Raw genomic sequence first — 21,835 nt, forward strand, 5'->3', positions numbered from 1 at the left:
CTCCCCGATCTGGAGCGGACCTGTTTGCTCGTGATAAGCGTTCGTTAATATCCCTCCCATGCGTCATTTCAGCCAATGTTAGATATGGCCGCACCTTTCTTCGGTTCAAAATTATAAGCAAAAAAAGGAAATTTTGTCCAGAATGAATTTTATTTAATGCTATAAATGAAAGTAGTTAGCCCTATTAATAAATAAAGAAAAGCCGGCCCTCCTTGAGGAGAACCGGCAATTTCGAAAGAGACTGCTGAGAAATTATTTAAATCGATCCCGTCACCTTGAGCCAGGAGCGGCCGCCATACCAATCCACCGCAAGGGGAACCTGGAAAGCCGCTGACAGGTGTTCCGCTGTCAGCACATCGGCTTTTTCGCCGCTTGCCACTAGCTTCCCGTCGTCGATAAGGGCGACATGGGTGAAGACGGGCATGATTTCTTCGATATGATGGGTGACGTAGATCATGAGCGGTCCTTTATCCTTCATATGCTGGACAATGTTCAGAAATTTTTCCCGTTCGTATAAGTCCAGGCCGGCGCATGGCTCGTCCATGATGAGAATGTCAGGCTCGGTCATAAGCGCACGGGCCAGCAGGATCTTCTTGCGCTCTCCCTGGGATAAGGTACCGAGAAGCTGATCCTTGACCTTGCTAAGTCCGACGAACTCCAACATAGCATGGGCCTTTTCCACCGTCTCCTGGGGAATTGTCTGATAGAAGCGCAAAAAAGCGTAAGCTCCGGTGGCCACCACTTCCCATACCGGGTCTCGCAGGTTCAATTTTTCGAAAAGCGATTGGCTGATATAGCCGATCCGCTTGCGCATTTCTCGCAAGTCGACCTCGCCGTAAAGGTAGCCAAGCACCGTCACCTTGCCCGAACTGGGAAATTGATAGCCGTTCATCATCTCCAGCAAGGTTGTTTTGCCTGAGCCGTTTTTGCCGAGAATGACCCAGTTTTCGTCCTTCTTCATGTGCAGATTGATGTTTTGAATAATGGTTCGCTGTTCCCGGCGAAACACGATGTCTTCCATCTTGATCATTCTATCACCACGCCGTGTCCGTTATAAATAATCTTTACCATTGTAATCGGATTACGGCGGGATTTCTACCCGTTATCAACAATAAGACTATGCCTGTCATGCCTCGCTAGCCAGCTGTCGCACCAGTTCGATCTCCTCGCGATGGGTGCCGTCTGCTCCTTTTTCCGTCTCGAGAATGAACAATTTATCATGCAAAAAAGGCGACTGAGCCACCTCCTTCATCCACGCCAGGCCGATGTGCCCTTTCCCGACGGGGGCATGACGGTCTTTCCGCAAACCGGTAGGATAGCGAGAATCGTTAAAATGGATGGCAATCAGCTCACCCCAATAGCCTAAAGCGTCACCCTGCTCCTCCAGTTTCGGCCAGTTTCTCCCATTCCAGGTTCCGGATGCAAAGAGATGGCAAGTGTCCAGGCAAAATCCGATCTTTTCCGGCGCCTCAGCCAGCTTGCGTATTTGCGCCAATTCGATCAACGTAAGCCCTAGATTATGCCCTTCCCCCGCTTGGTTTTCCAGCAATATCTTGGCCGTACCTTCCCAACCGTGCAATATCCCGTTGAGTGCTGCAATGATGGTGGTGTAATGCTCGAGGGGATCGCCGCCTTTGGCAGTGCCGAAATGCACGACAACACCCAGCGAACCGCAAGCTTCGGCAATCTCCAGATCGTTCCGTACCGAGGCGGCGATCATCTCCCTTTGTCTCGGTTCCGTAGCCGCCAAATTCGTTGGGTAAGGCGTGTGGGCGATAGACATCAGTCCGTGCTCCCGACAGAAAGCCGCGCAGGCGGCGGCATCTGCCTTGTCGAAGGCTTTTACCCCGAGACTGCGGGGATTTTTCGGAAAATATTGAAAGGCGTTGGCTCCGATGGCGATAGCCGTGCGCGCTGCTTCCCGGTAGCCGTGGCGGATGCTGATGTGGCTGCCTGCGTACACCCTTCTTCACTCCTCTTTTCCGCTTTTAGCGAAGATTTGAAGATTAGCTTTGGCACGATTCGCAGCAAAAGGATTTGCGCGACCCGATGTCCCTCCGAACCAAGGGAGCCCCGCAGCGCAAGCACGGCTCATAGGCGCGGTCGTACACGCGGCAAAGAGCGTTGAAGCCTCCAGTGAGCTGGTCGCCAACGTATAGGGGCATCTCCATATAGCCTCCAGCGCGAACCCCTTCACCCAGCACGGCGGAGATCGAGCGGTAAAGGGATGCTTTCTCTGCCGCCTGCAGCGATTGCAGCGTTCGCACCGGCAAAATACGGGCAGCAAAGCAAATTTCGTCGGAATAGCAGTTGCCGATGCCAGCGAGAAAACTTTGATCCGTCAGGGCAACTTTCAATTTGCCTCTCTTCTCCGCCACAAGCCGGTTGAACTCGGCCTCCGTAAGTCCGGGCTTGGCGGTTTCTCCGCTCCCCGCTCCGTTATTCGCACCGGCGGTTGCGCCGCCACTGGCAGCTGTGAACTCCAACGCCTCAGGTCCAAGCTTATCCAGCCGCTCTTTTGCTTCCGCTGCCGAAACCAAGTGCAAATAACCGAGACGCAGCCCGATAAAATGCAGGTGCTCTTCTCCGAAGCTGAGCCTGACCTGTACGGTGCGCTTAGGCTTATCTTCATCTCTTCCCCAAAAAAGAGAGCCGCCCAGCATGAGATGCAGCAGCAGAATGTCTTTGCTGTCCAGCAAAAACAGGAGGTGCTTCCCCCTCCTGCGGATATCCGTTATGCGTTTCCCCGAAACTCTTTTGATAAACTCGGACACTGGCACATTAATGGAATGTTCTCTAGTAACTTCCACCTGGGTTAGCGGACGACCGACTATCCGCGGTATAAGCTGCTGCCTGTATGTTTCCATTTCCGGCATCTCGGGCATGAACCTTCGTCCTTTCGAACATTGGTGTTTACTACCTGTATGTCCGAACGGTCCGGGATTTATTCGGCGGAAAATAAGGAGCCGGCAAAACGGATCTCTGCATGTACTCCGCTTCGTTTCCCTCCAGGTTTCCTTTTAGGGGCAGCTTTCGATAATGCGCTATCCGTGATGCTTTCCGTACATTCCGACTCATAAGCAAGGCGGAGGCTTCGGGTATCCAGCTTCATTTTCAGACGGCGAATCCGTTTTTTGACTTCCTCCTGCTCCGCCCGATGCTTGGCCGTTGACCGCGTCAAAGAAGCCCGCCGCTGCATAAACCGCAGCGCCTCTTCCGCAAACCCAAGAGCGGCGGCATAATCTTTTTCCTTATGCTCATAATGCATGGCGAGCTCGATAAAGGGCTCCGGACTGCCGAAGCTTCGCCCTCCATCTTCTCCAGTTAAGCGTTCGGCGGATCGGTGCCATAACGATATGGCCAGCGGTTCGTTTTTCTTCTTCTTATAATAAGCAGCTAGCGGTGCCCAGTAGGGAGCGCATTCTTCCTCCTCCCGCCGCAACAGTAGGACGAACATCGCTTCCGCCAGCTCCTCTTTCCCCATTTTGTCCAGCCACAATCCCAGCCGAAAAAGTTCCTCCGCCTCCAGGACGAAAGGGTTCCATTCTCCCAGCAGCGCTTTGCCAAAGTGGATGGCAAGACCGGCTAGAGAGAGAATATCCATCTCATTGTGTAGAAACACCCCCTTCATCACTTGGGGATCACCTTCGGCCAAATATTGAAAATAGAGAGCCGGAGCGAGCGAGCCGGGAACATCGTGGTCGCGATTTACCCGAAGCTGCTCCTCTTCCACCTTGCCGAGCCGGCAGGAAGGCATCGTATGCCGCCACAAGCTGCGAGAAGGATAAAGAAAATCCAGATGCAGCGGATTATCCCACGTAAAATCAAGCCGGTTCATAATGAACCGGTTTTGCAAAACCGGCCAGTCAAAGGTGCGACCGTTATAGGAAACAAAGTGGCTGAACCGACTGGCCAACTCGTGGAAGTATGCCAACATGGCCAGTTCCTCCGCAGGATTGCGGATGAACAACTGTTCGACAATGAACTCCGCCTCTTCGTAATAGCCGATTCCCAGCATGAAAGCGACGTTGCCGGCGCCGACTCCGAGCCCTGTCGTTTCCGTATCGAAAAAAAGCAAGGAACCCGGCGTCACATCCGCTTCGGGATAAAAAGCAGTCAACCCGGACGCTATTTGCTGAATATCCCCCAAAAGATGCCGCCCATGAGCGTAATCCAGCGGATACCGGCAGGTACGTTTAACGAAGCTGCCCCAGTCATTGGTGGCAAGGCATGCGCCGATTGCCTCCCAACCTCCCCCCAGAGAAAGAGATGATTGGCACTTGGTTATAGCGTCGTCCTGATCCTCTGCGTCCTCAAGAAACATCTCTTCATGGAGGTTATCCGGCAGAGACGGCTTTTTCTCGCCGCCGGTGCTTTTCGTCAACCGGTTCAGCCGCTCTTTCAGATTGCTCATGGCCTCACTCCTTCCGGAACAGCCAAACGATCCAATAGCTCCAACGCCAGCTTTTTACCCAAGAGGCCCACTTCCTCGATGGGACCGACACAGGCTGGGCAGCCGCTCAGACAGCGGCAGCCTTTGATCAGCTCCCGCGCCTGGTTCATGAGGGTGCCGTGCACATCGTAGAGCCGTTCGCTTAAGCCTACGCCACCGGGATAACGGTCGTAGAAGAAAAGCGTCGGCAGCTTGTTGTGCACCGCCCGTACCTGAGCTACAACCCGAATGTCCATCGGGTCGCACATCAGGTACAGGGGCGCGATATGAACCAGCACGTTGGACAGCCCCAATAGGGCGCTTTGCACATCATTAGCGCTTTTCCCGGCGGTCACTTCCTCGCCGAGCGTAAACCAATAGGAGCTGGTGTGCAGCTCTTCTTCGGGCAGATGAATCGGGCCGGCACCAATATTCTCATGGGTGCGCAAGCGGATTTTTTTGAAAATCGTCGGCTTGGCGTTTACCGTCACCTCTCCGTACTGCCGCGAAATCCCCGGGTGCTCCTGCTCCCGGTGCACGTGCAGCACCTTCAATTGAACGGCTAAGGAGGCGTCGGTAAAATAGTCGACGCTCACCTCCCGAACGTAGGCTTTCTTTTCCTCCCAATCCAGCTTCTCCACCTGAAATTGCACACCTTCATGAATGTAGATAGCCTCTTCATGGATCAGTGTCGGCGCGCCGAAGCGGTCTACCTCGCCCAATACCCGGCTGCCGTGAGTCGTATCGATAATAATGAAGTTTTCCTGGGCTGCCGACCGGAGAGAAATGTCATGAGCGGGAAAGGACTGTTCCATCCAATACCAGCGGTTTTTCACCCTGTGCAGGATATGCTCCTCGGTCAAAAAGTCCAATATATCCTGCAAAGACTCGCCACCGAAGGTTTCCCCTTCCTCGAAAGGCAGCTCGTATGCCGCACATTTGATGTGATCCACGAGAATGATCAAATTCTCCGGATGAATGAGCGCCCGCTCCGGGGGTTTTTCAAAGAAAAATTGCGGATTCTGGATGATGTATTGATCCAAAGGATTGCTGCTGGCCACCAAAAACGTAATCGAGCTCTCCTGCCGCCGCCCGGCTCGGCCCGATTGCTGCCAGGTACTGGCGATGGTGCCAGGGTACCCGTTCATGACGCAAGCCTGCAACTGACCGATGTCGATGCCCAGCTCTAAAGCATTGGTACTGACAACGCCGCGGATCTCGCCACTGCGCAAACCCCGCTCGATCTCCCGCCGCTCCTTAGGCAGATAGCCGCCCCGGTAGCCGCGGATGGTTTTCGGACCTAGCTCTTTTTTGATCAAATCCTGCAGATAGGTGAGCAGAATCTCCATGCGCACCCGGCTGCGGGCGAAGACAATGGTCTGAACGCCGCTTTTCAGCAGAGATCCGGCGATTTTCCGGGTTTCCAGCACGCTGCTCTTGCGGATGCCGAGCTGCTCATTCACCACTGGCGGGTTATAAAAGACGAAATGCTTCTCGCCTGATGGTGCCCCGTTGTTGTCTACCAGCGTGACTATATCGTCTAGGAGCCGTTCGGCGTGCTCCCGGGGATTCTCAATCGTTGCCGAAGCGCAAATGAACTGGGGATTCGAGCCGTAAAAGCGGCAGATCCGCTTTAACCTGCGCACCACGTTGGCCACATGGCTGCCAAATACGCCCCGGTACGTATGCAGTTCGTCGATGATGACATATTTGATGTTTTCAAACAGCTTCACCCACTTTGTATGATGAGGCAGGATAGCGGAATGGAGCATATCCGGATTGGTCACGACGATGTGTCCGGCGTTGCGGATGGCCTGGCGGACATTTGGGGGCGTATCACCGTCGTAGGTATGGGTTTTGATGTTCACTTCCATCGTATTAACCAGTTCCAAAAGCTCCGACACCTGATCCTGTGCCAATGCTTTGGTGGGAAACAGGTAGAGCGCCCGAGCCTCATCGTTGGCCAGAATCGTGTTCAGTACCGGCAGGTTATAGCACATGGTCTTGCCTGAAGCTGTGGGTGTCACCGCCACGACGTGCTCGCCCCGATGAACGGCCTCGAAGGATGCTGCCTGGTGGGAGTATAACTGAAAGATGCCCCGCTCCCGCAAGGCGTTTTGGATTCGATTGTCCAGTCCGGCGGGAAATGGAGCATAAGCCGCATCCCGCGGCGGGATGGTTCGCCAATGGGTAACTTGACCCATCAGCTCCGGGGACGATTTGATCCAATCAATCATTTCCGCAACGGATGCGGCCTTGCCGGTTAACGGATTCATGAACATTTTCTCCTAACTTGTGAAATCCTTATCTTGCCATTTCGATGAAATGTCTGTATCTTATAGTTTATCAGAATATACGTTCGCTTTTCAAACGAATATTCCTTTATAGCAACACGAACAAGATCGGAGTTTTCTGTTAAAACCGTTCTTCCCTATTGTCGGACGGAATGGAGCAATGCTACGATCACGTTATGCCTACGCAAATCAAAAAAACATCAGACGAAAAGGAGGAAGAGAAACCATGAAGGTATTCATGCGGCTCCTCTCCTACATGAAGCCGTACTGGCGATCCATCGCCCTCATCATGCTGCTTATGTCAGCGGGAACGGCCTTCGACCTGCTGGCGCCCTGGCTCTTGAAGCAAGCGGTGGACGTAGGTATGGCCAATAAAGCCATGCACACCATCATCTTCTACTGTCTGCTCTTGGGGGGCGGCCAATTGATGAAAACTGGAACCAACTATCTGCAGGGCTACACCCAGGAAAGGGTCGGCCAAAGCGTCGTTTACAACATGCGCCGCAACCTGTACGACCATTTGCAGAAGCTGCCCTACTCGTACTTCGATAAGGCGCAAACCGGTCAAATCATGTCCCGAATGACTGGCGACATCGAAACGATCAAAAACTTTTTCGCATTCGGACTTATTCAAATCGTTTTAGGCGTGATCACCTTCTTCGGCACCATCGGCGTCATGCTGGCTTTCAATTGGAAAGTTACTTTGATCAGCATGTTGGTCACTCCGCTGCTTATGCTCGCCATTGCGAAGTTCGGCAAAAAGGTCGGGCCGGCTTGGGGCGATGTGCGGGAGCAAATGGGAAAGCTCACGTCGACGCTTCAGGAGAACATCTCCGGAATCCGCGTCGTCAAAGCCTTTGCCCAGGAGAACCTGGAGAAAGGCAAATTCGACGGGCGCAACGAGGACAATTTTGCAACGAACATGAAACGGGCCCGAATCGAGGCTGGCAGCTTTCCGCTGATGGGCTTCTACGGGGGACTGATCTTCCTCTTGATGATTTGGCTGGGCTCCTATTACGTCGTCAAAGGCGAGATGACCTTAGGCACCTTCACTGCCTTCCAATGGTACATCTGGGGTCTCGTTTGGCCGCTGAACATGACGGGCTGGATGATCAACATCGCTCAGCAAGCCATAAAAGCTGCACCGCGGGTATTCGAAATTCTCGATACGGATATCAATATCGCCTCACCTGCAAACGGTGGACAACACGCAGATGGTATGAAGGGCAGAGTGGAATTCCGTAACCTCACCTTCCGCTATGACAAGCAGGCTGACCAAAACGAAGGCTCCGCTGACACTGCTAATAGTGAGACTATCGAAAGTGCCGGAGCTGAAGCCACAACGGCCGAATCCGCCGAAACAGCAAGTCAGGAGATTTTGCGCGACATCAATCTCGAAGTTCAACCGGGCGAAGCTGTGGCCATTCTCGGTGGCACCGGCTCTGGAAAAAGCACCCTGATTCAGATGATCGCCCGTTTTTACGACGCGACAGAAGGCGCGATTCTCATTGACGGCGTTGATGTACGCGATTACAACCTGGAGGAGCTGCGCCGCAAAATCGGCATTGTTCCTCAGGAAACGTTCTTGTTCTCAGCGACCATTCGGGACAATATCGCCTTTGGCCGGCCTGAAGCCAGTCTTGAACAAGTGGAGTGGGCTGCCAAACAGGCGCAAATCCATGATTTCATCCTGACCATGCCGAACGGTTATGAGACGATTGTCGGCGAGCGCGGGGTCGGCCTCTCCGGCGGACAGCGCCAGCGGGTAGCTTTAGCCCGGGCCATTTTGATGGATCCTCCCATTCTCGTATTGGATGAAGCGACCGCCAGTGTCGATACAGCGACGGAATCGGCCATCCACGAAGCGCTTCACAGCGTCATGGAAGGCCGCACGACCTTCATCGTCGCCCAGCGCCTGTCCTCCATCCAAACAGCCGACCGGATTATCGTGTTGGATAACGGCAAGATCGCAGAACAAGGCACACACAAAGAGCTTTACGAGCAAGACGGTTTCTTCCGCAAGCTTTTCAACATGCAGCAATGGGCGGACATGCCAGATCAAGATAAACCTAATACGCAAAACGGCCAGCTGGCCGTTTTGAGAGGAGGTGACGGACGATGAGCCAAATCGAATGGGATAGCGACGAAGATGAGCAGGAAAAAGGGTTTAACCGGGAGTACTTTTTCCGGATGGCCAACTATTTGAAACCGCACAAGAAAACGATGTCCATCGTATCGGTGTTGGTCATCACCGTCATGCTCATCTCCCTGGCGGAGCCGATTCTGATTCGTTACGCCATAGACATAGGCATTCACGATAAGAACATGAGGGTAATCAACATCATCGGATTAGCTCTCCTGGCATCCAAGTTGATCAATTGGGGATTGGACCGGGTGCGCATCCGTCTTGTCAACTTCACCGGTCAGCGGATTCTCTATCAAATGCGCAAGCAATTGTTCGATCATATGCAGACCCTCAGTTTCCGCTTCTTCGACGGCCGGCCGGCGGGAAAAATCATGTCCCGGATCACCAACGATACCAACGCTATCGGAGAATTGATCAACGGCGGCTTGATCACCATCATCATGGAAGTCACCCATCTGGTGGGGATTGTCATCATTCTGCTGATTTGGGACTGGAAGCTGGCACTGGCAGCCTTCACCATGCTGCCCTTCCTGTATATCCTGGTCAGCAGCTTCCGCAATAAAATCGAGAGTGCCTGGACCCGCTCGCGAAAAACGATGTCCGCCATCAACGGCAATCTGAACGAAACGATTCAAGGCGTCCGAGTGATTCAAGCCTTTTCCCGCCAAGAGGAAAATAACAAACGGTTCGACGCCATCAATACGAAGAACAAAAAAGCGTTCATGAAAGCCATCTCCTTGGAAGTCACGGTTTGGCCTCTGGTCGAGCTTATCGGCATGCTGGGCTCCATCATCGTCATCTGGTACGGGTCCAAGCGGGTGATCGACGGAGAGTTGACCATCGGCTTCATCGTCGCCTTCATCAACTACCTGTGGCGCTTCTGGGGCCCGATCAGCGCGCTGTCCAAAGTGTACAGCCAACTGCTTTCGGCCATGGCTTCATCGGAGCGTATCTTCGAAATTCTCGATACCAAACCGGAAATCATCGACCGACAGGATGCCAAGCCGATGCCGACGATCCAGGGAAAGGTCGTTTTCGAGAACGTTCATTTCCGTTACGAAGCTGACAAGCCGGACGTCATTCACGGTTTGAACTTCGAGGTGAAGCCCGGACAACGCATCGCACTCGTCGGACCGACGGGTGCAGGAAAGAGCACCATCGTCAATCTGCTTATGCGCTTTTATGACGCAACGGAAGGCAGAGTGCTCATCGACGGACACGACGTGAAAGACGTCTCTCTCCCCACACTGCGCAGTCAAATGGGTATCGTGCTGCAGGATTCCTTCATCTTCTCGGGAACCATTGAGGAGAATCTGCGCTACGGCAAAAAGGACGCTACTCAAGAAGAATTGGAAGCTGCGGCCAAGAGCGTAAGGGTAGACCAATTCGCCAAGCGCTTCCCTGAAGGTTATCAAACTCAGGTGGAAGAACGGGGCTCCAAGCTGTCCGTCGGACAGCGCCAACTTCTCGCATTCGGCCGGGTACTCCTTGCCGATCCGCGCATTCTCATTCTTGATGAAGCCACCTCCAGCGTCGATACGGAGACGGAACGGCACATTCAGGAGGCGCTGAATACGGTATTGGAAGGACGCACCTCCTTCATCATTGCCCACCGCCTTTCCACCATTCGCGATGCCGATGTCATCATGGTTGTGAAAGACGGCCACATCACTGAAAGCGGCAGCCATGATGAGCTGCTTCGCCGCAAAGGATTATACGCCAACTTGTACTACAACCAGTTCGTTATGCAGCAAAGCTTAGCGGAACGGGCGGTCGGAGCAGAATAAACGAAAAAAAGTAAAAACGAAAAGCCGAGTCGGAAGGTACATCCTCCACTCGGCTTTCTTGCATAGAAGCGGGAATAATCTTGTCGGAGCCGACAGCAATAGCGGCGATTTCGTCGAAAGGAATAGCGAAAAGTAAGAGAATGACGCAGTCAATTGCCAGACAATTCTGTCACTTCCTGCGCTTTCCCGGGAAAAGAAGTTTCATTTCCCACCTAAATGCAGGAGCTTCTTCAGTTTTTCCACATGGCGGCGGTTCGTATCTAAGATGTCCTGAATCATGCGCATGCTTTCCTCATCCAAATCGCCCTTTACGATTTCCTCGGACAGATGGATACCATATTTATCTTCCCCTTCGGCTGCACCCTCGATCCGGTCTTGGTCTTCCCTTGGCACCATTGCCCGAGAGAACCATTCTTGTATGGAGCCTGCCAACCCTTCATCGTCAACGGGACGGCCTCCCAGATTTTGAATCCGTTCGGCGACCAATGCCGCGTGGAGCTTATGATCCTGTTGGATGTCCTGAAATTCTTTTTTCAACGCTTCGTCTTCTGTCTTCTGAATGTAGTTTTCATAAGCGTGAATGCCCATGTACTGTCCTTTGAGAAAAGCGTTCAGTTCTTTGATTACCGTGCTGTTTTCCTCCACGAAAACGACTCCTTTCTTCTTCTTTGTCCCGCAATGCGCGTTCCTATTGGATAGGGTTCGTAAACCGGGAGTCATCCATGCAGTTTGATTTTCGTATCCATTTTCGTTGCGTTATAATAGGCAAAAAAAGGAGGAGAAGTTGCACATGAGCGAAAATCAAAATCCGGTTCAAGCTTCGGCAAATCCGCGTCAAGCCGAGTATCCGATCGATCCTATCTATTTGGAGCGCTGGTCTCCCCGATCTTACCAAGGGGATAAGCCGGTAACGGACGCCGATTTATTCGGCGTGCTGGAGGCGGCGCGTTGGGCGCCTTCTGCCAACAACGGCCAGCCTTGGCGTTTTATCGTGGCGCGTACCCCGGAAGACCGCGCCGTTTTCCATGGATTCATTAACCCATCCAACCTAGTATGGTGCCAACATGCTCCCGTTCTGCTTCTCCTACTGTCCAAAACAACGTTCGAAGCGAATGGCCACCCTAACCGGAAGCACGCCTTTGACGCAGGTACCGCATGGGGCTATCTGGCCTTGGAAGCGGCTCGTAAAGGCTTGTCCTCCCATGCTATGGGCGGCTTCGATGCAGAGAAAGCCCGTGAGGCTTTGGGGATATCCGACGATTATGAACCCCAAGTGGTCATATCTCTCGGCTACCGTGGAGCGATAGAGCAATTGCCGGAAGGACTTCAACTGCGGGAAGTTCCCAGCCCGCGCAAGCCACTTGCGGAAACGGTTATCGAAGGCCATTTTCCTAATCGTTAATGCCATAGACGCTGGTTGTGCCGGTTAATCAACCGAAGACAAGATATACTCATGGAAAAAGGTTTTGGCATGAATTCCGGCGTTACGTCCGTTCAAGCTTTTGCGTATAACGACGACCAAATTTTTCTCCGGCACCACGAACAAATATTGTCCGCCAAAGCCGAAGGCGAAAACGTAATCCACAATCCCATTATGTTCACGCGGGGAAACCCACCAGTGATACCCGTAATAACCGTACAGGGCTGGCCGATATTGGGCCAGTCCTTTGTTTTGCACGGCGGTAGATTCCGCGGTCCAATCCTCTCCCATCAACCTCTCCCCGTTCCAGCACCCTTGCTGCAGGATGAGCTGCCCGATTTTAGCCAAATCAGCCGCTTTCATATACAAGCCTGCTCCGCCTTCAGAAGTATCATCAACCCGATTCCATCGAAAAGCTTCGATCCCTAGCTTTGCAAACAACTCACTCCTGGCGAAATCCTCCGCCCTTCTGCCTGTCACTTGCGCTAAAATGGCGGACAATAGCAGCGATCCCCCGGAATTGTAACCGAAGGCGCTTCCCGGTTCATGAGCGAGAGGCTGCCGAAGAACGAATTCAAGGGCATCTCCGCTCTTCTTCATCTCGTTATAGGGCTTGTCAAAATCGGGCCACTCCAAGCCGCAGGTCATCGTAAGCAAATGGCGAATGCGGATATCCCTTTTCTCATCTGGCTCCTGACGGGTCAACTGTGGAAAAAAATCGCTAAGCGGCAGATCAATGCTGCTGCTCAGCAGCCCTTTATGCAAGGCAATGCCGTAAAGGACGGAAAGCACGCTTTTCGTGCAGGAATAAAGATGCTTGACTCGATCCCGGCCACCCCGATGCCATCGGTATACTAGTTCGCCAGCATGCTGAACGACGATATCGTTGATATTCCATTCATCCATTTGCTTCATCGCAGCTTCCGTCAGCCGCCAAGCCATGTTCATCCCTTCCTCTCATGCGATAGCATCGTTCTTTCCGGCAGCGATCATGCATGGACCCCCCGACTCAACAAAAAAGAGATCGGCGCCTGCCGATCCCTCAGTTTTCTGTTTATTATACACCAGCGAGCAAAGCGGCAGGCTCCAAATAACCCCGGTCTTCCTGGTAGGTTAATTTTGCGCCTAATTGATTAAACAGGCCAATAACATTCTCATATCCCCGCTCAATATGCTCCACTCCGGCGATCTTCGTCGTTCCTTCGGCAACCAATCCGGCCATGATCAAACATGTGCCTGCCCGCACATCGGAAGCATGAACGAAAGCTCCCGTTAGCGGTGCACCGCCTTGGATAAAAGCGCTCCCCCGGCGAACGTCGATTCTGGCTCCCATCCGTTTCAATTGGGCAACATGATTAAACCGCGAGGTATACACCTTCTCCGTAATGATGCTTCTTCCCGGAGCCAGCAGCAAGAGAGAAGTCAGCGGCTGCTGAAGATCCGTGGCAAAAGCCGGATACATGCCGGTGCGAACCCGTGTTGCTTTCAACCGGACATCGCCATAAGCGGTAATGCTGTTATCCTTGATATCGAATTCCATACCGATCTCCCGCAGTTTGGAAATGGCGGAACCCAAATGCTCGGGAATGACATCCTCCACCGTCACAACGCCCCGGGTTACCCCGGCTGACATGAGGAAGGCTCCCGCAATTAGCCGATCGGGAATGACCGTGTATTCGCATCCGCTCAACTGATCGACGCCTTCAATGCGAATGGTGTCAGTGCCTGCGCCGTGAATGTTGGCTCCCATTTGATTCAAAAAATTCGCCGTATCCACAACTTCCGGGTCTTTGGCCGCATTTCGGAGCTCCGTCACCCCTTCGGCCAGAGCGGCAGCCAACATCGCGTTGATGGTGGCTCCCATGGTAATCATATCGAAATAGATGACGGAACCTCGGAGCTGCTTTGCCTCAACAACATAATAACCTTCATGGAACGTGAACTTGGCGCCGAGCGCTTCCAACGCTTTTATATGCTGGTCGATAGGTCTCGATACAAAATTATCGCCGCCAGGATATCCGATGGATACCTTCCCCGTCTTGTGCAGCAGCGCGCCGACAAAATAATAGGAAGCCCGGTAGGAGGATGTTCTCTCCCGATTCAAGTCCGAACAACAGATGGAGCTGGGATCAATCAACAGGTCTCCCCGCTCGTCGCGCTTCATGCCGACTCCCATTCCGGTAAAAATCTCTTCGATAAACCGAAAGTCCAGTATATTAGGTATCCCCTTCAAACGGACTTCACCGTCAGCCATACAAGCAGCTGCAAGAAGGGCTAGCGAACTGTTTTTGGAGCCAGGAATTCTGACGCTTCCTTGCAAAGGGCCGGAACTGTTAACCTCAATCCATTTCATGACGGCTCTATCCCCCAATTCATCCGATCCGTACAATCTTCACATGCAGTCCAGATGCTCATTGTCATTATCTTTATGTTCGATGTTAGTTCTTCAATAGTTCATCGTATCTAATTTCCGCAGGAAGATCCCTTTTTCGGTCAGATCCGTGCAGACGGTCGAGTATGTGTAAACGTGTCAGGTGCCTATATCCGAAAGCCGCTCAATCAACCCGGTGAACCGGTATCACAGGTGATGGCGTTTCACATTAAGTATATGTTACCCTCAACCCTGATGGTGCGAATCAAGCTTGTATTTTCAAGAGCAGCATGGGCATATTTCAGCATTCGCCTGAAAACCCAGCATTTAGAATAGCATACTTTCTTAATGATGAAAATGATTAATTGAGCGAATTGCAAGATTATTTTCAAAGTCATTTTCAAAATCTTGATATGATCTCCGTATCGTAGTCCGCTGCGATGGAAACATGCGGAAAAACCCCTTGGGCTTGCTCCAGCAAAATCTCTTCTTTTCCTTGATACCGAGAGCTGATATGCGTCAACACAAGCCGTTTGACTCCAGCTTCCGCCGCCAATTCAGCAGCTTGCACGGCTGTGGAATGCCCGTAATCCTCAGCCATCTCCTTAAGCTCGTGGGAAAAAGTCGCCTCATGCACCAAAAGATCAGCGTTTCGAGCCAATTTCAATGTAGATTTGGAGTACCGTGTGTCTCCTGCGATGGTGACGATTCGTCCTTTCAAGGGCGGGCCTAAAAAGTCTTTGCCGTCCACGACGGTGCCGTCTGGCAGCGTAATCTGCCCCCCCAGCTTGAGTTGGGCAAAAGCCGGGCCAGGAATAGCACCCATTTCCTTCAATCGGACGGCGTCCAGCTTACCGGGCTTATCTTTTTCCACGATACGGTAGCCGAAGCATTCAATCCGGTGATTGACGTGACCGGCTTCCACGCGAAAAAGCTCATCTTCAAAGACGACTCCCTCTTCAATCTCGTTGATCACGATTTCGTAACCGATTCGCGATTGGCTTAAGCGAAGAGCAGATTTGATGAATTCTGCGATGCCTTTCGGACCGTAGATCGCAAAAGACTTGACCCCGGGACCTACCTGACAAGAGCGGCTAGAAAGCAAGCCGGGAATGCCGAAAATATGATCGCCGTGCAAATGAGTGATAAACAGCTTGTCGATCTTTCCCATTTTGACGGGAGAGGTGAGAATCCGGTGTTGGGTCCCCTCCCCACAGTCGAACATCCAGGCGGATCCCCGCTCGGCCTGCAGATTCAATACAGACGATGTCACATTGCGATACCGCGAAGGCGACCCCGCCCCCGTGCCGAGAAAAGTCAGCTCCATGCCAGAATGCTCCTTTGCTTCATTATTCCAAATCAGGCTACCCAAATATCCTCATCATCTGTAAAAAAGGGCGAAAAGAGAGCATCCCGCACAACTGCCGGATACTCTCCGTCCTCTACTCCATCATACTAAACAAATGATGGAAATCAAATCTTTTCCACGTTGAAGTAACGAGCGTCCGGATGAGCAAAAACGATAGCCGAAACGGAAGCCTCCGGCTCCATCATACAGCCTTCCGTTAGCTCGATCCCAATATCCTCAGGTTTCATCAAATCGAACAGCAGCCGCTGATCTTCCAGATCGGGGCAAGCCGGATAACCGAAGGAGAAACGCTGTCCGGTATATTTTGCGCCGAAACGTTCCTGCATCGTCATTTGCGGATTGTCGGGAATGCCCCACACATCTCTCATGATCTGATGAACCCGTTCGGCAAAGGCTTCCGCCGTTTCCAGAGCCGTCGACTGCAACGCGTGAGAGCGCAGATAATCTCCCGCTTCCCTCAGTTCCCGTGCTTTCTCGTTAATCCCCTGCCCGGCCGTCACTACAAGGAAGCCGACGTAGTCCATCTCGCCGCTTTCCACCGGTCGCAAGTAATCCGCCAAGCACAGATAGGGTTCCGAGGTTTGACGAGGGAATGTAAACCGCTTGATTTCGCGGGTCCTATCATGTGGATCGTAAATAATCACGTCGTTTCCGGAGGCTTGAGCCGGGAAAAAACGGTATATGCCTTGGGTTTTGATGCTGCCGTTTTGCCGGGCGTCTCTCAAAATCCCGTCCACCGTTTCCTTCAATTGCACCGCCTTTTCGTCGCCGGAAGCGAGCAATTGCTCCACCTTGCCCTTTAGCCCTAAATGATGGCCCAAAAGCATTTGCATATTCACATAGGGCAGCAGATGGCTGACTGGGTAATCCCGCAGCACGTGGCGGTCCAGATCCGGCGGCACTTGCACCGGCACCGTGCGGCTCACTTCGGAGGTTTTGGCGCGAGTCAAAACCGGCAAACCTTCCTGTGCCTCCCGGCCTGCCTTCTGCACGTCGGATTCCAACGCATCCCGCAACTCTTGAATCAATTTTTTCCGCTCTTCCGGTTCGCTCATCCGGTTGGCCAAATCAAGGCCCTCCATGGCATCTTTGGCATAAAGAACGGGACCTCCATATTCCGGCGCGATGCGGGTTTTCGTAAATTTACGAGTAAGGGCGGCGCCGCCTACCATAATCGGCGCGTCAATACCCGCCGCCTTCAAATCCTGGGCGGTAAGTACCATCTGCTGAGCCGATTTCACCAACAGCCCCGATAAACCGATCATATCCGGCTTTTCCGCACGGTAGGCATCGATAATTTGCTCCGGCGGCACCTTAATCCCCAGATTGATGATTTTATATCCATTATTAGATAGGATGATCTCCACCAGGTTCTTACCGATGTCGTGGACGTCCCCTTTGACCGTAGCCAGCATGATCGTGCCTTTTACGGCACTCTCTGCTTTTTCCATGAATCCTTCCAGATAGGAAACTGACGCTTTCATCACTTCCGCGCTTTGCAGCACTTCGGCGACGATCAGCTCATTGTTGTTGAACAAACGACCGACTTCTTCCATCCCCCTCATCAGCGGTCCGTTGATAATGGCCAGAGGGGCACTTGTCTTCAACTTCTCCTCCAGATCGGGGATAAGCCCTTCCTTCGTTCCTTCCACCACATAGGATGCCAGCCGTTCATCCAGAGACAGGTTGACGATTTTTTCTTTCTTTTCGACTTTCTTGGTCCGGAAAAAGGCGACGAATTCCGCCAGCGTTTCATCCGTCGTGTTGAAAATAAGCTCTTCCGCCAGCCTGCGCTCCTCTTCCGAGATTGAGGCGTAGCGCTCCAGCTTTTCCGTATTGACAATGGCGTAATCCAAACCAGCTTTTGTACAGTGATAAAGATAAACGGAATTCAACACTTCCCGCCCCGCGTCCGGCAGACCGAAGGAAACGTTGCTCAAACCTAAAATCGTCTGGCACTCCGGCATCGATTCTTTAATGAGACGAATGCCTTCGATGGTTTCCTTAGCGGAACCGATGTACTGCTGATCACCCGTGCCGACAGGGAAAACAAGAGGATCAAAAATGATGTCCTCCGGCCGAAGTCCGTATTTGTTCACAAGCAAATTCCGGGAACGCTTCGCCACCTCAAGCTTGTCGCTAGCCGTAATCGCTTGCCCCCGCTCGTCGATGGTTCCGACGACTACAGCGGCGCCGTAACGGTGAATGATCGGCGTTACCCGCTCAAACTTCTCTTCCCCATCCTCAAGGTTAATGGAGTTAATAATCGCCTTGCCTTGGGAATATTTAAGCGCCAGATCGATGACTTTGCTATCCGTCGTATCAATCATGAGCGGCACTTTGACCTTTTTAACCACCTGCTGCAAAAACTTCTCGATGTCCTTATCTTCTTCACGGTCCGGGTCTTGAACGCATACGTCGATGACATGAGCGCCGTTCTTTACTTGGGCGCGGGCGATTTCCGCGGCTTCCTCATATTTGCCTTCCACGATCAGTTGTTTAAACTTCCGCGAGCCCAGAACATTCGTTCTCTCCCCAACCATGTACGGACGGTTTTCCGCTTCGATATAGACCGTTTCAATACCGGATACCGCTGGTGGATGAGAGCCCGCAAGCGGGCGCGGTTCGTAGTCTTTAAGCACTTCTGCCAATGCGCGAATATGATCGGGTGTGGTGCCGCAGCAGCCGCCGGCTATATTCAGCCAGCCCTGCTCGGCAAAACCGGACATTTTCCGGGCCAAGGAGTCAGGAGACTCATGATAGTGTCCGTCTTCGTCCGGCAGGCCGGCATTGGGATAACAGCTTACCCCGATATCCGCCAGCTGCGACAAGGTGCGGATATGGTCCCGCATAAACTCCGGACCAGTAGCGCAGTTGAGGCCGATGGAGATGGGATTCAAATGCTCCAAGGAGATGTAAAAGGATTCGATCGTTTGGCCTGCTAACGTAGTGCCCATCGGTTCGATTGTTCCCGATAGCATAATCGGTAATGTCATACCCAGTTCATCAAAGGCACGGCGAATGCCTACGCTGGCTGCCTTGGCGTTAAGGGTATCTTGCGTCGTTTCAATCAACAGCGCGTCGACGCCGCTTTCCGTGAGCGTTTTAGCCTCTACATAATAACTTTCCACCAATTCATCAAAGGTGATGCCGCCGGTTACGGTCAGCGTCTTCGTCGTCGGGCCCATAGCACCCGCCACATAGCGAGGCCACTCCGGCGTAGAATAACGGACTGCCGCTTCGACAGCCAATTGGGCTGCCGCCTTGTTGATTTCTACAGACCGGTCTTGCAGGTTATACTCAGCCAGCACTACGCTGGTGGCGCCAAAGGTATTGGTTTCTATAATATCCGAGCCCGCTTGCAAATAGGCTTCGTGAATCTTCGTAATCACATCCGGACGGGTCAGCACCAACATCTCGTTGCAGCCTTCCAGATCCTCTCCACCAAAATCGGCGGCCGTTAAATTTTCCTGCTGGATCATGGTGCCCATGGCACCGTAAGGATCAATATCTTGCGTTTCATTTGCTCCTGCAATGCAATCTTGCTCATTCTGGACTCCCTCTCCCGCATCTCTCTGACCTCTCACCGTGAGCCAACTTCATGCATGCTGGCATAAGTTAGCGCCTTTTTCAGCACATTTTCACTTTAGTGTAACAGAATTGACATACGAAAAAAAGATGATCTTGGCTTGATCAACTTACGAATCCTGGCGTTCGCGGAACTCCGTCGGCGGCATTCCCTTCCATTTGCGGAACTGACGAGTGAAAAAAAGAGGATCGTTATAGCCTACCGAGGCTGCCACTTGAGCGATGGTAAAATCTCCGGCGAGCAGCTCCTCCGCCTTCTCCATGCGGATTTTGTGCAAATACTGCCACGGGGATAGACCCGTTTCCTCCTTGAACAAGCGGCAAAGATGGGCGCGATGGTAGCCCAATGATTTGGCCAATTGGTCGATGGAGATCGGCTGACTATACTGCACCATCATAAGGCGAATCGCAAGGTCTAGTTGGCGATTGGATTTTCCGGGCTTTCGTGTTTCCGCACTTCTGTTCACGTTGCCTGAACCCAGTTCCGAGAGCAGCAGACGCAACTTTCCTCCCGCCTCCAAGTCAGCCAAAAATGGATGGTCGACGATCTGCAAGCTTTGCCGCAGCCCACGGTACAACGATTCCAATTTGGGCAGGTTGCTTTTGTAAACTACCGGCGTTTCTGGCGTGATACCAAGGCCAGCCAATATATCCGAGCCGCACGTTCCCGTAAAACCTACCCACAAGTACTTCCACGGAGTGGCGTCGTTGGCTTCGTATTTGACTACCCGATCCGGAAAAATGACAAACGTATCCCCTGCTGATAAGGAATAGGCTTTATCCAACAGCTCGAACGCTCCTTCCCCTTCCAGCACCGTATGAATGAGAAAATATTCATGAACTTTGGGTCCGATCTTATGGCCTGGCACTGGATGGCCCCAACCGCTGAACATAACCGTAAGCTCGCCGCTTCCGGAATGGGGATTTACAAGCACCTCCGTCGCCGTATGCTCCATCACGCTATCTGCAGCTCCTCTCATTTTCAATTGCTTTGAGAGTAGCATGATATGCAACAATAATCCATATAACTCTTTCATCCTTCCATACCGAAAAGCTACGATACCTCTTATAGTTAAAGAAGATTCGATTACCAATCAGGAGGATGATCCCATGTCAAAAGTAACGTTTATCGGGGCGGGAAGCACCGTATTCGCCAAAAACATTCTCGGCGACATCATGCTGACTCCGGCTTTGCAAGACTTCGAGCTGGCGATCTTCGATATTGACGAAACGCGATTGCGTGATTCTGAACGCATGCTGAAAACGATCAAAGAAACCTCGGGGAGTACCTGCCACATTCAGGCTTATACGAACCGGAAAGAAGCGCTTCGCGGCGCAAAATACGTAGTCAACGCCATTCAAGTTGGCGGCTATGATCCGTGTACCATCACCGACTTCGAGATTCCAAAAAAATATGGTCTGCGTCAAACCATCGCCGATACCCTCGGCATTGGCGGCATATTCCGCAACTTGCGCACGATTCCGGTCATGCTGGATTTTGCACGGGATATCCAAGAGGTGTGTCCGGACGCTCTCTTTTTGAACTACACGAATCCCATGGCGGTACTGACCAACGTCATGAACACCTACGGAGGTGTAACGACCGTCGGCCTGTGCCACAGCGTACAGGTATGTGTCCCCAACCTGCTGAAGGACTTGGGTATGGAATACACGGAAAGCATCAAATCGAAAATCGCCGGCATCAACCATATGGCCTGGCTATTGGAAGTCTCTCGTGACGGCGTGGACCTGTACCCCGAAATCAAGCGCCGGGCGGTGGAAAAACAAAAAGAAAAACATCACGACGTGGTCCGCTATGAGCTGATGTTCAAATTCGGCCACTACGTTACCGAGTCGTCCGAACACAATGCGGAATATCATCCTTATTTCATTAAAAGTCGCTACCCGCACCTGATCGATGAGCTAAACATCCCGCTTGACGAATATCCACGCCGCTGCGTTAATCAGATCGAAAACTGGAAAACGCTGCGAGAGACCCTTGTTAACGACAACCGTCTCGAACATAAGCGTACCCATGAATATGCTTCGTATATTTTAGAAGCCATCGAAACGAACGTTCCATATAAAATCGGCGGGAATGTCATGAATACCGGGCTGATCCCCAATCTTCCGAAGGAAGCGTGTGTGGAAGTTCCCTGCCTGGTGGACGCCAGCGGAGTGACGCCAACATTCGTCGGCGATCTTCCGCCCCAATTGGCTGCGCTTAACCGCACAAACATCAATACCCAACTGCTAACCATCGAAGCTGCCATTACCGGCAAAAAAGAGCACATCTACCACGCAGCTATGCTGGACCCCCATACATCCGCAGAGCTGAGCCTGGATGATATCGTTTCCCTGTGCGACGATTTGATTGAGGCCCATGGTAACTGGCTGCCTTCATATAAATAATCGGCATCCTTCACAG

General features: G+C 52.4%; 14 protein-coding genes and 1 pseudogene. 4 read left to right on the plus strand and 11 right to left on the minus strand.

Going from position 1 to position 21,835, the window contains the following annotated elements:
• Window positions 1-256 precede the first annotated feature (256 nt).
• The 5 genes from TJ79_RS05205 to TJ79_RS05225 form a co-directional block, all read right to left on the minus strand.
• Window positions 257-1,030 (minus strand): ABC transporter ATP-binding protein, encoded by a 774-nt coding sequence (locus tag TJ79_RS05205; RefSeq protein WP_040949236.1) that lies wholly within the window; start codon window positions 1,028-1,030, stop codon window positions 257-259.
• Window positions 1,031-1,126: 96 nt separating this feature from the next.
• The gene (locus TJ79_RS05210) at window positions 1,127-1,963 is read right to left on the minus strand and encodes a deoxyribonuclease IV (RefSeq protein WP_040949237.1); all 837 of its coding nucleotides are present in this window, start codon (window positions 1,961-1,963) and stop codon (window positions 1,127-1,129) included.
• A gap of 43 nt (window positions 1,964-2,006) precedes the next feature.
• Entirely contained in the window at window positions 2,007-2,885 is an 879-nt protein-coding gene (locus tag TJ79_RS05215; protein ID WP_040949238.1) for an Fpg/Nei family DNA glycosylase, read from the minus strand.
• Between the two features lie 59 nt (window positions 2,886-2,944).
• Window positions 2,945-4,414, minus strand: coding sequence for a ribonuclease H-like domain-containing protein (locus tag TJ79_RS05220; protein WP_052339299.1), 1,470 nt, complete (start codon window positions 4,412-4,414; stop codon window positions 2,945-2,947).
• A complete protein-coding gene (locus tag TJ79_RS05225; protein WP_040949239.1) occupies window positions 4,411-6,708 on the minus strand; it encodes a DEAD/DEAH box helicase in 2,298 nt (765 codons plus the stop codon). The genes TJ79_RS05220 and TJ79_RS05225 overlap by 4 nt, the downstream gene beginning before the upstream one ends.
• Before the next feature lie 244 nt (window positions 6,709-6,952).
• On the opposite strand from TJ79_RS05225, the gene TJ79_RS05230 reads away from it, so the two are divergent.
• Window positions 6,953-8,848: an ABC transporter ATP-binding protein gene (locus TJ79_RS05230; protein ID WP_081756717.1), complete on the plus strand. Its 1,896-nt coding sequence runs from the start codon at window positions 6,953-6,955 to the stop codon at window positions 8,846-8,848.
• Entirely contained in the window at window positions 8,845-10,659 is a 1,815-nt protein-coding gene (locus tag TJ79_RS05235; protein WP_040949240.1) for an ABC transporter ATP-binding protein, read from the plus strand. The genes TJ79_RS05230 and TJ79_RS05235 overlap by 4 nt, the downstream gene beginning before the upstream one ends.
• A 201-nt stretch (window positions 10,660-10,860) precedes the next feature.
• On the opposite strand, the gene TJ79_RS05240 is transcribed toward TJ79_RS05235, so the two are convergent.
• Window positions 10,861-11,304, minus strand: coding sequence for a ferritin-like domain-containing protein (locus TJ79_RS05240; RefSeq protein WP_040949241.1), 444 nt, complete (start codon window positions 11,302-11,304; stop codon window positions 10,861-10,863).
• Window positions 11,305-11,449: 145 nt separating this feature from the next.
• On the opposite strand from TJ79_RS05240, the gene TJ79_RS05245 reads away from it, so the two are divergent.
• Window positions 11,450-12,061 (plus strand): nitroreductase family protein, encoded by a 612-nt coding sequence (locus TJ79_RS05245; RefSeq protein WP_040949242.1) that lies wholly within the window; start codon window positions 11,450-11,452, stop codon window positions 12,059-12,061.
• A gap of 24 nt (window positions 12,062-12,085) precedes the next feature.
• Here TJ79_RS05245 and TJ79_RS05250 read toward each other — a convergent pair whose 3' ends face one another.
• The 5 genes and pseudogenes from TJ79_RS05250 to TJ79_RS05275 form a co-directional block, all read right to left on the minus strand.
• On the minus strand, window positions 12,086-13,027 hold the full coding sequence (locus tag TJ79_RS05250) for a serine hydrolase domain-containing protein (RefSeq protein ID WP_081756719.1): 942 nt from the start codon (window positions 13,025-13,027) through the stop codon (window positions 12,086-12,088).
• Window positions 13,028-13,136: 109 nt separating this feature from the next.
• On the minus strand, window positions 13,137-14,432 hold the full coding sequence (gene murA, locus TJ79_RS05255; RefSeq protein ID WP_040949243.1) for a UDP-N-acetylglucosamine 1-carboxyvinyltransferase: 1,296 nt from the start codon (window positions 14,430-14,432) through the stop codon (window positions 13,137-13,139).
• Window positions 14,433-14,850: 418 nt separating this feature from the next.
• Entirely contained in the window at window positions 14,851-15,777 is a 927-nt protein-coding gene (gene rnz, locus TJ79_RS05265) for a ribonuclease Z (RefSeq protein WP_040949245.1), read from the minus strand.
• Between the two features lie 146 nt (window positions 15,778-15,923).
• Window positions 15,924-19,369, minus strand: a pseudogene (gene metH, locus TJ79_RS05270) (methionine synthase).
• A gap of 148 nt (window positions 19,370-19,517) precedes the next feature.
• Window positions 19,518-20,411: an AraC family transcriptional regulator gene (locus tag TJ79_RS05275; RefSeq protein ID WP_238322807.1), complete on the minus strand. Its 894-nt coding sequence runs from the start codon at window positions 20,409-20,411 to the stop codon at window positions 19,518-19,520.
• Window positions 20,412-20,517: 106 nt separating this feature from the next.
• Here TJ79_RS05275 and melA point away from each other — a divergent pair, with 106 nt between their 5' ends.
• Entirely contained in the window at window positions 20,518-21,819 is a 1,302-nt protein-coding gene (gene melA, locus TJ79_RS05280; RefSeq protein WP_040949246.1) for an alpha-glucosidase/alpha-galactosidase, read from the plus strand.
• The last annotated feature ends 16 nt before the right edge of the window (window positions 21,820-21,835 follow it).

Source organism: Gorillibacterium massiliense (assembly GCF_000455485.1).
In the GTDB taxonomy this organism is placed as follows: Bacteria; Bacillota; Bacilli; order Paenibacillales; family NBRC-103111; genus Gorillibacterium; species Gorillibacterium massiliense.